This is a genomic window from Sphingopyxis sp. 22461 (assembly GCF_052044915.1).
GTDB lineage: Bacteria > Pseudomonadota > Alphaproteobacteria > Sphingomonadales > Sphingomonadaceae > Sphingopyxis.
Genome location: NZ_JBQENY010000011.1, coordinates 178,126 through 190,848, shown reverse-complemented (window position 1 = coordinate 190,848; position 12,723 = coordinate 178,126). Strand labels below are relative to the sequence as shown.

General features: G+C 65.9%; 10 protein-coding genes. 6 read left to right on the top strand and 4 right to left on the bottom strand.

The window, feature by feature from the left end:
* Positions 1 to 3 precede the first annotated feature (3 nt).
* Positions 4 to 1,185: an efflux RND transporter periplasmic adaptor subunit gene (locus ACTJI5_RS18760; RefSeq protein ID WP_440861373.1), complete on the bottom strand. Its 1,182-nt coding sequence runs from the start codon at positions 1,183 to 1,185 to the stop codon at positions 4 to 6.
* Positions 1,186 to 1,539: 354 nt separating this feature from the next.
* Here ACTJI5_RS18760 and ACTJI5_RS18755 point away from each other — a divergent pair, with 354 nt between their 5' ends.
* Together ACTJI5_RS18755 and ACTJI5_RS18750 are read left to right on the top strand one after the other, a co-directional pair.
* Positions 1,540 to 4,152 carry a TonB-dependent receptor gene (locus ACTJI5_RS18755; RefSeq protein WP_440861372.1) on the top strand — a complete coding sequence of 871 codons (2,613 nt, stop codon included), beginning with the start codon at positions 1,540 to 1,542 and terminating at the stop codon, positions 4,150 to 4,152.
* Positions 4,153 to 4,238: 86 nt separating this feature from the next.
* Positions 4,239 to 5,918: a hypothetical protein gene (locus tag ACTJI5_RS18750; protein WP_440861371.1), complete on the top strand. Its 1,680-nt coding sequence runs from the start codon at positions 4,239 to 4,241 to the stop codon at positions 5,916 to 5,918.
* A 3-nt stretch (positions 5,919 to 5,921) separates the two neighbouring features.
* Here the strand turns inward: ACTJI5_RS18750 and ACTJI5_RS18745 are convergent, their stop codons facing one another.
* The gene (locus ACTJI5_RS18745) at positions 5,922 to 6,971 is read right to left on the bottom strand and encodes a LacI family DNA-binding transcriptional regulator (protein ID WP_440861370.1); all 1,050 of its coding nucleotides are present in this window, start codon (positions 6,969 to 6,971) and stop codon (positions 5,922 to 5,924) included.
* 171 nt (positions 6,972 to 7,142) lie between these two features.
* Between ACTJI5_RS18745 and kduI the strand changes: the two genes are divergently transcribed.
* The 4 genes from kduI to ACTJI5_RS18725 all read left to right on the top strand — a co-directional run bounded on the left by kduI (position 7,143) and on the right by ACTJI5_RS18725 (position 11,355).
* Complete coding sequence (gene kduI / locus ACTJI5_RS18740; protein WP_440861369.1) at positions 7,143 to 7,985, top strand: 5-dehydro-4-deoxy-D-glucuronate isomerase; 843 nt, start codon at positions 7,143 to 7,145, stop codon at positions 7,983 to 7,985.
* A gap of 93 nt (positions 7,986 to 8,078) precedes the next feature.
* Positions 8,079 to 8,831, top strand: a complete 753-nt coding sequence (kduD, locus tag ACTJI5_RS18735; protein WP_440861368.1) for a 2-dehydro-3-deoxy-D-gluconate 5-dehydrogenase KduD — start codon at positions 8,079 to 8,081, stop codon at positions 8,829 to 8,831.
* 9 nt (positions 8,832 to 8,840) lie between these two features.
* Positions 8,841 to 9,854: a sugar kinase gene (locus ACTJI5_RS18730; RefSeq protein WP_440861367.1), complete on the top strand. Its 1,014-nt coding sequence runs from the start codon at positions 8,841 to 8,843 to the stop codon at positions 9,852 to 9,854.
* Positions 9,841 to 11,355, top strand: a complete 1,515-nt coding sequence (locus ACTJI5_RS18725) for a carboxylesterase/lipase family protein (RefSeq protein ID WP_440861366.1) — start codon at positions 9,841 to 9,843, stop codon at positions 11,353 to 11,355. The genes ACTJI5_RS18730 and ACTJI5_RS18725 overlap by 14 nt, the downstream gene beginning before the upstream one ends.
* Here the strand turns inward: ACTJI5_RS18725 and ACTJI5_RS18720 are convergent.
* Together ACTJI5_RS18720 and ACTJI5_RS18715 are read right to left on the bottom strand one after the other, a co-directional pair.
* Complete coding sequence (locus ACTJI5_RS18720) at positions 11,352 to 12,323, bottom strand: alpha/beta hydrolase (RefSeq protein WP_440861365.1); 972 nt, start codon at positions 12,321 to 12,323, stop codon at positions 11,352 to 11,354. The two genes, ACTJI5_RS18725 and ACTJI5_RS18720, sit on opposite strands and share 4 nt — an antisense overlap.
* Positions 12,320 to 12,721: a cupin domain-containing protein gene (locus ACTJI5_RS18715; RefSeq protein ID WP_440861364.1), complete on the bottom strand. Its 402-nt coding sequence runs from the start codon at positions 12,719 to 12,721 to the stop codon at positions 12,320 to 12,322. Before ACTJI5_RS18715 ends, ACTJI5_RS18720 begins: the two co-directional genes overlap by 4 nt.
* Positions 12,722 to 12,723 lie beyond the last annotated feature (2 nt).

Genomic DNA, 12,723 nt, shown 5'->3' with positions numbered 1-12,723 from the left:
AGGTTATTTGCCCTTGGCTTGGGCGTCGCCGCCCTTCGGAGCACCGACGCGCTGCGCGCTGCTCGCGGGCACGGGGCGGATCGGCGCCCCTTGCCGCAGATTGCCGATGCCCTGCGTGATCACGCGGTCGCCGGGTTTCAGCCCGTCGGTGACGACCCAGTTGGCGCCCGAGGTGCGGTCGGCGACGATCTTGCGCCGCGCCGCCTTGTTGTCCTTGCCGACGAGATAGACGAAGGCCGACCCGTCGAAATCGCGCTGCACCGCGGCCTGCGGCAACAGGATCGCGGTCGGGTTCACCGCCTGGTCGAACAGCGCGGTCACGAACATGCCGGGCAGCAGGATGCCCTTGGGATTGGGGAAGCGCGCGCGCAGTGTGACGGTGCCCGTCGCCTCGTTGACCGTGACGTCGGAAAACTGGACGAGGCCGGCAAAGGGGTAGGCGCTGCCATCCTCCATGCGCAGGCGCACCGAGGTGCTGCCCGCGGTGACCCCGCCGCTTTCGATCGCCTGGCGCAGCGTGGTGAGCTCGGCGCTCGACTGCTGCATGTCGACATACATCGGATCGGTCTGCTGGATCACCGCGAGCGGGCTCGCCTGGCTCGCGCTGACGAGCGCGCCGGGGGTCGCGAGGCTGCGGCCGATGCGGCCGCTGATCGGCGCGGTGATCGTCGCAAAACGCAGGTTAATGCGCGCGGTTTCCAGCGCGGCGCCATTCTGCGCGACCGCGGCGCGCGCCATCCGCGCCTGCGCCAGCGCGTCAGTGTAATCCTGCTCGGCGACCGCCTGCATCTTGGCGAGCGGTTCGAGCCGCCGCGCGCGTTCGTCGGCGGCCTGCGCGCTCGCGCGGGCGCTCGCGAGGTTCGCGGCGGCCTGGTCGACCCCCGCCTGATACAAGCTCGCGTCGATCTGGTAGAGCGGCTGGCCGGCGCGCACAAAGCCGCCTTCGGTGAACAGGCGGCGGCGGATCAGGCCATTGACCTGCGGGCGCACTTCGCTCGTCTCGAACGCGACGGTGCGTCCGCCGAGCGACGACGTCACCGGCACCGGCTCGACCTTGACGGCGACATAGCCGACCTCGGGCGCGCCGCGGCCATTTTTGCTTTCATCCTGACCCGAGCAGGCGCCGAGCGATAGAGCCGCGGCACACAGCACTCCGGTCAGCGACAGCGACCTTTTGTCCAGCATAGTTGGTTGTTCTCGTATCGGTTCGCCGGGAGGCGGGGGAGGTTGCGTCCTTTCAACCCATTGGATTGCGCCATGCAAGCGCAATGCGGGCGATGCGACAAATTACGACAATTTTTCTACCGCGGCCCATCGCCACCTGAGTTGTCATACAAGAGGGCAGTTGTCATACAATTTTTGCTTGACATGGGCCCGGCAATTCCCGCATCATTCGTGACACCGGTTACCAGTGCCGGGCAACGAAATAGAAACGGGAAGGCGGCTGGTGCGGCCACACAGGCTGGCCATCAGGCGCAATCTCCATGGGAAATCATTGGCGAGCAGGCGACAGGCCGCCGCCGGCGTGGGAGGATGAAGATGGCTATTCAGGCAAGGCGGGGCGTCCGGACATTGGCGAAACTGGCAGGCGGCGCGTCGCTCGCGGCGCTGGCGCTATCGCCGGCCCATGCGCAGGACGCGGCGGCGGCTCCGGCCGCCGATGACGCGATCGTGGTGACCGGCATCCGGGCCTCGCTCGAACGCGCCGCCGACATCAAGCGCGAAGCCGATCAGGTCATGGACGTCATCACCGCCGAAGACGTCGGCAAGCTGCCCGACGCCAACGTCGCCGAAGCGCTGCAGCGCGTCACCGGCGTTCAGATCACCCGTGTTTTCGGCGAAGGTCAGTCGGTGTCGGTGCGCGGGCTGCAGCAGGTGCGCGTCGAGGTCGATGGCCGTACGCTGCTCGGCTGGTCGGCGCGCCTGTCGCCGCCCGAAAATGACCAGCTCGGTCGCTCGTCGGGGCTCGATTCGGTGCCCTCCAGCCTGTTCGGCCGCCTCGAAGTGCGCAAATCGCCGCTCGCCAGCAATGCCGAAGGCGGCCTCGGCGGCACGGTGAACCTCGTCACGCCGAAGCCGCTGAGCTTCAAGGAACCGACAATCTCGGTCCGCGCGCAGGGCGTCTATTCGGAAAATTCGAAAAAGTTCGAACCCGCGATCACCGGTTTTGCGACGACCAAATTCGCCGATGGCCGCATCGGCGTCATGATCGCGGGCGAATATCAGAAGCGCACGTCGATGACGCAGACGTTCGAGCGCAACAATTTCCTGGGCCGCACCTATACGGGGACGGGCGGCGGCGTCTTCCCGACCCCGGTGCTGCTGCAATATGAGCAGTTCACCGTCGACCGCTCGCGCCTCGGCCTCAACGGTGCGATCCAGTTCGAGGTGACGCCTGAGTTCACGATCACCGCCGACGCGCTCTATTCGAAGCTCAAGACCGGGCGCCGCCAGGACTTTTTCGCCTTCCGCCTGCCGACGGGCAGCAATCCCGTCACCAATCGCGTCGTCGAGGATGGCATGGTCGTCGCGGGCAACGCCAACGGCACCGTCACCACCGCGGGGCAGATCCGCAACGAGCCGACCGAAAGCTTCCTCTATGGGCTCAACGGCAAATATGAGGGCGACAACGGGCTGACGATCGAGGCCGACGGCTATTACAGCAAGGGCACGATCGACCAGACGATCCAGATCATCACCTTGCAGGGCACCGCTGCGGTGCCGGGTGCGTTCGATTTCCGCGACACGACGATCCCGTCGCTGACACTGACCGGGCCGTTCAATCCGACGAATTATGCATCGTACAACCCGGCGACGAACGGCGTGCGCAGCAACCGCCTGATCGGCCTGCTCGACGAATATACAGGCAAGCTTGACGTCAGCTACGAAACCGGCGGCGTCACGATCGCCGCGGGGGTTCGCTATACCGACCTCCATGCGCGCTCGAACGCGTTCCGCAGCCAGGTCACGCCGACCCGCGCCGAGATCGAGCCGTTTCTCAAGCTGGTCGATGCGGGCGATTTCCTGTCGGACATTCCTGGAACCTTCCCGCGCAGCTTTTTAAGCACCGCGCCGACCTTCGACTATGTCTTCACCCGCGCGCAGGCGGCCGAGCCCAATCCGAACGCGAATGGCCGCTCGACGCTGCTGCCCAATCTGCAGCGCGACTATGACTTCAGCGAAAAGACGCTCGCCGGTTATCTGATGGTATCGGGCGAGGGCGAGATTGCCGGCATCCCGTACAAGGCGAATGCCGGGGTGCGCATCGCGTGGACGCGCCTGTCGGTCGATAGCTATGTCAACGTCGGCACCGTCAGCCGGCTGGTCAACGACAAGAATCGCTACACCAATGTGCTGCCGAGCGCGAACATCGCGTTCAATGTCACCGACGATTTCCTGATCCGCGTGTCGGGGTCGCAGACGATGCAGCGCGCCTCGATCGCCGACCTCGCGCCGTCGACCTTCTTCAACGCGACGAACCTGTCGGTCACCGGCGGCAATGTGAATCTCGAACCGCCGATCTCGACGCAGGCCGATGTCAGCTTCGAATATTATACGGGCAAGAGCTCGCTGATCTCGGGCGCCGTTTTCTACAAGGATGTGAAGAATTTCATCGCGAGCTTCGTCACCACCGGGATCGACACCAACCTCGACCCGCAGGGCCGCGAGCTGACCTTCTCGCGCCCGGAGAACCTCTCAAGCGCGAAGATCAAGGGCTTCGAAATCGGTATCCAGCAGTTCATGGACTTCCTGCCGTCACCGCTCGACGGCTTCGGGGTGATCGCGAATTACACCTATTCGGATTCGGAGGACAGCGCGGGCTTCCCGCTCGTCGCGGTGTCGAAGAACAGCTATAATCTCGTCGGCCTGTACGAAAAGGGGCCTTTCTCGGCGCGCATCGCGTACAACTATCGCGACGAGGCGGTGTTCGAATTCTCCGAAGGGCGGCCGAGTTTTGTCGGCTCGCGCTCGCAGCTCGATGCGCAGGTCGGGGTCGACATCACCAAGAATATCGCGGTGTCGCTGCAGGCGCAGAATCTGATGCCGAAGAAATCGGCGACGACCGAGTATAGCAATTTCAACACGACCGCGCTCAACAGCTATGCCTTGTCCGAGCGGCGTTTCTCGGTCGGCGTGCGCGCGAAGTTCTAAACGAGGTCCCCGGCATGGCGGCGCCCCCGACTTATACTGGGCGCGCGCCGCCATGCCAAACGGAGCCGCAGGGAGTGTATCGGGTTATGATTTCGCGTGATCGGCGTGCGCGCCTCGTTTCGGTTCTGGCGCTCGGCGCGGCGCTGACTTTCCCCTTGCAGGCGCAACCGGCGAAACTGCCCAAAATCCTCTCCGACCCCGCGACAACGGCGGCGAACCCGCTGCCCGATTTCAGCTATGCCGGCTATGGCTTCGGGTTGGCGCCGATCCCCGCCGATGCGGGGACGATCGTCGACGTCACCGACTATGGTGCGATCCCCGACGACGGGCTCGACGATAGCAAGGCGGTGCTGCGCGCGCTCGCCGCGGCGAACGCGGTGAAGGGCAAGGTGACGCTGCGCTTCCCCAAAGGCCGCACGCAGATCACCGAGGTGCTGCGCATCACGCGCAGCGATATCACCCTCGACGGCGCGGGCAACGGGCCGGGCGGCAGCGAACTCTGGTTCCCGCGCCCGCTGAAGCTCATCGACCAGAGTCACGATTATGACGAGCTGCGCGAATATATGGTGCGCGAGAAGAAGCAGCAGGTCGAGCCCGAGCATAATATCGACTATCTGTTCACCGAATATACGTGGGCGGGCGGGATGATCTATGTCGCGCCCGCGGGCAGCCGGCCGGTCTCCTATGACGGGACGAAGGATGTCCGCGATCCGGTGCTCGCGACCGGGGTTTCGGGCAAACAGTTCGCCCGCACGCTGACGGTCGATGATGCGTCGAAGTTCAAAGTCGGCGATGTCGTGCAGCTGCAATGGTTCTCGGTCGACGGGCCGAACAGCCAGATATTGAAATCGCTCTATGGCGATACCGACCTGCCAATCGGCTCGCATCACTGGAGCTTTCCGAACCGGCCGGTCGTCTTGCAGGCGACGCGCGTCGCGGCGGTCCGCGGCAAGACGGTGACGCTCGGCGATCCTTTGCTCCACGATATTCGCGCCGATCAGCCCGCAGTGGTCGCACAATGGCAGCATCTGACGAACGTCGGCATCCAGAATCTGCGGCTGCAATTTCCCGAAGCGCCGGCGTTCGGCCATCATCTCGAACAGGGCTATAATGGCATCTACATGACCGGCGTCTTCGACGGCTGGGTCAGCAAGCTCACGATCGACCGCGCGGACAGCGGCATCCTCACCGACAATGCCGCGAGCCTGACGATCGCCGACATCACGACAACGGGTGACCGCCGCGCGCATTATTCGGTGCATGTCGGCGCGGTGCACAATGTGCTGGTGAAGGATCTGAAGGTCGCAAATCCGGTCGTTCACCCGGTCAGCATCAACACGCGCTCGACGCGCTCGGTGTTCCTGCGCTCGGTCGTCGAGAAAGAGGCGATCATCGACCAGCACAGCGGGTCGAACCACCAGAATCTGTTCGACGCGATCGAGATGCACATCGACCCCAAGCGGGGCAAGGACGGCTGGCATTACCAGCTGTGGGTCGGCGGCGGCGCGCCCTACTGGAAGCCGGGGCACGGGCTTTACAACACGCTGTGGAACGCGAAGCTGGTGATGCCCGAGGGCATTCCCGCCGATGCCACGGTTGCGATCACAAGCGGGCTCGAAGGCCCCGGCGAACGGATCGTCGGGTTGCACGCGAACCGCAAGATCGCGGTCAGCTACACCCCCGCGCCCTATATCGAGGGCACGGGGCAGGCGGTCGCCGCGGTGCCGTCGCTCTACGAATATCAGCTCGCCCGCCGGCGCCGCTGACCCTTATTTCGTCGAAGGCGGCGCGACCGACTGGCGCTCGACGAAGGTCGAGGCCAGAACCGCGCCCTCGGCGACCTTGGTCCCCGGGGCGAGAAAATCGGGCACGAGCGTTTGCGCGGCGCGGATACCCATCTCGTGGATCGGCCAGCGGACCGTGCTGAGCGCGGGCCAGATATGCGTCGCGGTCGGGCTGTCGTCGAAGCCGATGATCGAAAGCTGCTCGGGCACTTTCACGCCCTTGCTGTGCGCGACGCTCATCACGCCGGCCGCCATCTCGTCGTTCGAGCAGAAGATCGCCGTCGGCGGGGCGGCGAGCGACAGCAGGGCTTCGCCGGCCTCGATGCCAGCGGTATAGCGGTAATTGCCGGGCGCGTTGAATGCTGGAGGAAGGTCGAGTCCGGCCTCGCTCAGCGCCTCGCGGAAACCTTCTTCGCGCTCGGCGGCCGAACGGAAGCCGACGGGGCCACGCACGAAACCGATGCGGCGATGGCCGAGCGCGATCAATCGGCGCACCGCTTCGGAGACGACCTCGCGATCGTTCGAAGAAATGCAATGCTTCGGATCGTCGAGCGGCGCCGACCCGACGCGGACATAACGCACGCCCAGATCCTCGCAGAGCGCGGCCAGATCGTCATTCTCCGAAATCGGCGGCAGCAGCATCGCGCCGATCGGCCGCTGTTTTTCCAGGAACGTGCGTACATCGTCGAGCAGCTTGTCCGACCCGCGATCGACGGGGCGGACAAGCAAAGCAAGGTCGCTGTCCTTGATCGCGTCGAGCACGCCGCGCTGGAAGTTGAGCACGGTCTGCGCGTTCGGATTGTCGTGGAGCAGCGCGATCAGGAAGTTGCGGCGAAAGGCGAGCGCGCGCGCCTGCGGATTGGGGACGAAGCCCAATTGTTCGATCGCCTTTTCGACCGCGGCGCGCGTCTTGTCGGTCAGGAATTCGGAGCGGTTGATCACCCGGCTCACGGTCTTTTTCGACACCCCCGCAAGCGCCGCGACGTCGTTGATCGTCGGTTGCTTGCCCCCCGGCCCCTTGGTTTGTGCCGCCATATTCGCTCTTTCCCCTGCAAGCCTCTGGCCCGGCTCGCGCTTTGCAATGCTGATGGGCGCTCGAAAGCGTAAAATCAACCGCCCGGCGGGGGCGCCAACACCTCTTGACACCGGTTACCATCAAAACTAGCAAGGCGGCAAGCCAGAAATCTCAGATGAGGATGCGATCCCATGTTTTCCAAGACCTATTACGCCACCCATCCCGTGATGATGGAGGAAGTGTCGAACGCCGAGCTGCGCGATCGCTATCTGATCCAGAACCTGTTCAGTGAAGGCGAGTGCGTCCTCAACTACACCCATGCCGACCGCTTCGTCATCGGCGGCGTCGCCGTGGGTTCGGCGCCGGTGAAGCTGCCCGCGCAGAGTGAGCCGCCGTCGGCCGCGGGCCACCCGTTCCTCGAACGCCGCGAGCTCGCGATCGTCAACGTCTCTTCGGTGGAAGGCACCGTCACCGTCGATGGCGAGAGATTCACGCTCGGCAACAAGGATTGCCTCTATGTGACGATGGGCGCGAAGGACGTCGAATTCGCCGGTGAAGGCGCGCGCTACTATCTGGCGTCGTGCCCGGCGCACAAGGCGTTCACGACGCGCAAGCTCGGCATCGCCGACGCCAATGCGCTCGATCGCGGCAGCCTCGCTGAATCGAACGAACGCACGATCTTTCAGCTCGTCATTCCGGGCGTGTGCGACAGCGCGCAGCTCGTCATGGGGCTGACCGTGCTCAAGGAAGGCAGCGTCTGGAACACGATGCCCCCGCACATCCACGAGCGCCGCAGCGAGATTTATTTCTATTTCGAACTCGACAATGTCGACAGCGACCGCGTGATGCATTTCATGGGCGAGGGTGAAGCCACCCGCCATATCGTCATGCAGAATGAGGAAGCGGTGATTTCGCCGCCCTGGTCGATCCACATGGGCGCGGGCACCAAATCCTATGCCTTCATCTGGGCGATGGCGGGCGAGAATCAGGATTATACGGACATGAACGTCCTCGACATCTGTCAGCTGTCGTAATCCATTCATCGTCACCCCGGACTTGATCCGGGGTCCAGACTACGCCGCTGAAATGGGTGCCGGATCAAGCCCGGCATGACGAAGGGTAGGAAGATGAAGATGTTCGACCTCACAGGAAAAGTCGCGCTCGTCACCGGCGCCAACACCGGCATCGGGCAGGGGATCGCGCTCGCGCTCGCCGAAGCGGGCGCCGACATCGCCGCCGCGGGCCGCTCGCCCGCCGACGAGACCGTCGGCAAGGTGCGCGGGCTCGGTCGCCGCGGCGAGAATTTCGCCGCCGACCTGTCGAGCGTCGGCGCGGTGCAGCCGCTCGTCGACGCGGTGCTCGCCGAGTTCGGGCGGATCGACATCCTCGTCAACAATGCCGGGATCATCCGCCGCGCCGACGCGGTCGACTTCACCGAGGCCGACTGGGATGCGGTGATGGACACTAATCTCAAGACGCTCTTCTTCCTCTGCCAGAGCGTCGGCCGCCACATGATCGCGCGCGGCAGCGGCAAGATCATCAACATCGCCTCGATGCTGACCTTTCAGGGCGGCATCCGCGTGCCGAGCTATACCGCGTCGAAATCGGGCGTCGGCGGGCTCACCAAGCTGCTCGCGAACGAGTGGGCGGCAAAGGGCGTGCAGGTCAACGCGATCGCGCCCGGCTATATCGCGACGAACAATACCGCCGCGCTGCAAGGCGACGAGACGCGCAACCGCCAGATCATGGAGCGTATCCCCGCGGGGCGCTGGGGCGACCCCAGCGACATCGGCGGCGCCGCGGTCTTTCTCGCGTCATCGGCGTCGGACTATGTGCAGGGCCATATCCTCGCCGTCGACGGCGGCTGGCTCGCGCGTTAGCTTCGCGCGATGACCGAAGGCCGCCTTGTCTTTTTCGGCGAACTGCTGATCCGCCTGACCGCGCCGGGCAACGAGCTGCTGATGCAGTCGCCGTCGCTCGCGCTCCATGTCGGCGGCGCGGAAGCGAATGTCGCGATCGGCCTCGCGCACCTTGGCCACGACTGCGCGATGGTCAGCCGCGTTCCTGCGAATGCGCTGGGTCGCGGAGCGGTGGCGGCGGTACGCGGCGCGGGCGTCGATTGCGCTGCCGTTTCCAGCGGTGCGGGGCGCATGGGGCTCTATTTCCTCAGCGTCGGCGCGGGGCTCCGCGCGTCCGAGATCGTTTACGACCGCGCGGGGTCGAGCTTCGCGGCGACCGCGCCCGGGGATTATGATTTCGACCACTTGCTCGCGGGCGCGGGCCTGCTCCACCTGTCGGGCATCACCCCCGCGCTCGGACCGCGCTCGGCCGAGGCCGCGCTTGCGGCGGCACGCGCGGCAAAACGGCTCGGCGTTCCCGTCAGCTTCGACGGCAATTATCGCGCGATGCTGTGGGAGGCGTGGGACAGCGATCCGCGCACGATCCTCTCCGAACTGATCGGCACCGCCGACATCCTCTTCGGCAACCACCGCGATCTCTCGCTCGTGCTCGGCAAGGAATTCAGCGGCGAGGGCGAGGACCGGCGGCGCGAAGCGGCCGAAGCGGGTTTCGCGGCGTTCCCCGGCCTCAAGCTGATCGCATCGACCGCGCGCCATACGGTCACCGCAGATCATCACCGCATCGCGGCGCGCGTCGACCTGCGCGGCGGCGGCTACCAGACCCCCGAGATCGACGTCACGGGCATCGTCGACCGCATCGGCGCGGGCGATGCCTTTGCCGCGGGTGTGCTCCACGCGCATCTGTCGGGGGGCGATGCGCGTGCGATGGCCGAATCGGGCCTCGCACTGACGTGCCTCAAACATTCGCTGCCGGGCGACGCGAGCCGTTTCGGACAGGCCGATATCGACGCCTTCCACGGCGGCGGGCTCGATGTCCGGCGCTGACGGCGTAGGGCGCCGGGCGTTCCTCGGCGCCGCAGCGTGGCTCGGACTGAGCGCGTTTCGGTTCGAGGCGATCAACGCAACCACCGGCGTGGCCGCACCCGACGGTTTTTACGAGAGCCGCGAAAACGCCATGACCGAGGCCGCGTCCCGGTCCTTCCGCGGCATCCGCTATGCGCGGGCGGCGCGCTTTCAGGCGCCCGTACCGGTCCGCGAGGCTGAACAATATCGCACCGCCTTTCCCGACTTCGGACCCGCCTGCCCGCAGAGCGGTGACCGCTACCAGCCGCAGGACGAGGACTGCCTCTTCCTCAACGTCTGGACGCCCGATCCTGAGACGGCACGCAAAAAGCCGGTGATGGTCTATTTCCACGGCGGCGCCTATTCGACTGGCAGCGTCACCGATCCGGTCAACGACGGCGCGAATCTCGCGGCGCGCGGCGATGTCGTGGTGGTCACCGTCAACCACCGCCTCAACGCGCTCGGCTATCTCTACCTTGCGCGGCTCGACCCGCGTTTCCCCGATAGCGGCAATGCCGGGCAACTCGACCTGATCGTCGCGCTGCAATGGGTCCAGCGCAACATCGCGGCGTTCGGCGGCGATCCGGCCAATGTCACCGTCTTCGGTCAGTCGGGCGGCGGCGCGAAGATCGCGACCTTGATGGCGATGCCCGAAGCGAAAGGGCTGTTCCACAAGGCAATCACGATGAGCGGGCAGCAGGTCACCGCCTCGGGTCCGCTCAATGCGACGAAGCGCGCGCAGGCATTTCTCGACAAGCTGGGCAAAGGCGTCGATCCCGCGACTGCGCCGGTCGAGCAGCTCGTTGCCGCGCTCTCCGCGACCGACCCGATCCTCGGCGGCGGGGTCTATATGGGGCCGGTGCTCGATATGAAGCATCTGGTGCGCCACCCCTTCTGGCCCGACGCCGCGCCGCAGTCGCTTGGTATCCCGATGATGCTCGGCAACACGGTGATGGAGACGCGCGCCTTCTACGCGCCCGATGGCAAGCAATTGTCGGGGCTGAACTTTGACAATCTCGCCAGCCGCATAGCGCCCGAGATGCGCATCGATATCGAGCCGTCGTGGGTCGTTGGCCAGTTCCGCGTGCGCTATCCGAAGGCCGCGCCGCTCGAGTTGTTCCACCGCATCGTCACCGCCGCGCGCAGCTGGCGCGGGCAGGTCGAGGAGGCCGAGGCGCGCGCCCGCGCCAGGGCTCCGGGCTTCGTCTACCAGCTCGATTTCGAAAGCGCGAAACACGCCGACGATATCGCGCTCAGCTTCGGCACGATACCCGATCCCACCCCCGCGCAGCAGGCGATGAGCGATCGCGTGATGGACGCCTTCGTCCGCTTTGCCCGCACCGGTAACCCGGGCTGGCCGGCCTATGATCTGGCGAAGCGTCAGACGATGATCTTCGATACGGAGAGCCGCGTCGAAAATGATCCGCGCAAGTGGGAGCGCGAGCTGTTCGCGCGCGTGCCGTACATCCAGCCGGGCAGCTAGACGATCTTGTGCGAGCCGAGCCAGTTCCACAGCAGCTCGGGCCAGATCACGATGGGCAGCCCCGCCGCCTTCATCAGCCCGAAGCCATGTTCGCCGCGCTCGAAGAAATGCGCCTCGACGGGGGCGCCGATACCGCGCGTCGCTTCGCGCAGCCGCACGCTGTTCTCGACCTTCACGACGCTGTCGTCCTCGGCGTGGAGCAGCCACAGCGGCGGCTGGTCGGCGCGGACATTGCGTTCGGGCGAATAAAGTTTCTCGCGCGCCGTATCGGGATTGGCACCGATCAATTTCTCGCGGCTCACCGCATGCGCGATCGCCGGGTCCATCGACACGACGGGATAGATCGCCGCGAGCGCATCGGGCCGCGCCGATAAGGCGTCGGCCGCGTCGACCCGCGCATAGACCTGGGCGTCGAAACGCGTGAGCAGACTCGTAGCGACCTGCCCGCCCGCCGAAAAGCCGCCGAAGGCAATGCGCGCCGGATCGATGCCGTCGGCGCCCGCGCGGCTGCGCACCAGCCGCACCGCGCGCTGCGCATCGGCGAGCGGCACGTCGGCGCCGTTCGTCCAGCCGTCCCCCGGCAGGCGGTAGAAGAGAACATAGACGGTAACGCCGCGCTCCCTCAGCCAGCGTGCGAGCTCATAGCCTTCCTTGTCGACCACGACGTAACGATAGCCGCCCCCCGGCGCGAGGATCACCGCCGCGCCATTGGGCTTTGCCGGGCGGAAGATGTCGAGCCGCGGGTGCTTGATTCCTTGCAGCATCCGGTCGCTCGCCTTCGGATCGTCGCTGCGCTGGACGACCGCTTCGACAAGCCCCGCAGGCGGCCGGATATGGCCTTCGGGCCAGAGCGCGATGCTCGCGTCGGGCTTCAGGCCCGCCGGCCGTGTCCATGCTTCGCGTGCTGCCGCGCTCGCGAAGGGCAGCGCGAGGCCGGCGGTCAGCAGGGCGCGCCGGTCGAAGGTCATTCGCTCGCCGCCTTGTTCGGATAAGCGATGATCAGCACCAGCGGTTCGCGGCCCGTCTGGCGAATGCCGACCTGCGCGCCCTTGTAGAGCCACGCCGCGGTCCCGGCCTTCAGTTCCTTTTCTTCGCCGTTCGAATGGACGACGCCGGTGCCCGAGAGGACGTAGTAAATCTCGTCATGGTCGATCGGATGCACGCCGATCGCCGCGCCGACATGCAGCGCGCGCTTGCGGAATTCGAAGCTGCGCGGCGCGGGGACCGAATCGCTGATCCGGTACGCGGTCGACATACCGATCGCGCCGTGCGGCGGCGCTTCCTCGCGCACCGTTGCCGTTTCGTCGATCACGACCATTGCGGGAGCGGCTCCCCCGGCAAGGAACAGGGCGAGGAGCGCGCCCATCG

Coding starts and splice junctions, on each gene's coding strand:
- ACTJI5_RS18760 (WP_440861373.1), bottom strand. CDS start 1,185: ATGCTGGACAAAAGGTCGCTGTCGCTGACCGGAGTGCTGTGTGCCGCG.
- ACTJI5_RS18750 (WP_440861371.1), top strand. CDS start 4,239: ATGATTTCGCGTGATCGGCGTGCGCGCCTCGTTTCGGTTCTGGCGCTC.
- ACTJI5_RS18730 (WP_440861367.1), top strand. CDS start 8,841: ATGACCGAAGGCCGCCTTGTCTTTTTCGGCGAACTGCTGATCCGCCTG.
- ACTJI5_RS18755 (WP_440861372.1), top strand. CDS start 1,540: ATGGCTATTCAGGCAAGGCGGGGCGTCCGGACATTGGCGAAACTGGCA.
- ACTJI5_RS18725 (WP_440861366.1), top strand. CDS start 9,841: ATGTCCGGCGCTGACGGCGTAGGGCGCCGGGCGTTCCTCGGCGCCGCA.
- ACTJI5_RS18720 (WP_440861365.1), bottom strand. CDS start 12,323: ATGACCTTCGACCGGCGCGCCCTGCTGACCGCCGGCCTCGCGCTGCCC.
- kduD (WP_440861368.1), top strand. CDS start 8,079: ATGAAGATGTTCGACCTCACAGGAAAAGTCGCGCTCGTCACCGGCGCC.
- ACTJI5_RS18715 (WP_440861364.1), bottom strand. CDS start 12,721: ATGGGCGCGCTCCTCGCCCTGTTCCTTGCCGGGGGAGCCGCTCCCGCA.
- kduI (WP_440861369.1), top strand. CDS start 7,143: ATGTTTTCCAAGACCTATTACGCCACCCATCCCGTGATGATGGAGGAA.
- ACTJI5_RS18745 (WP_440861370.1), bottom strand. CDS start 6,971: ATGGCGGCACAAACCAAGGGGCCGGGGGGCAAGCAACCGACGATCAAC.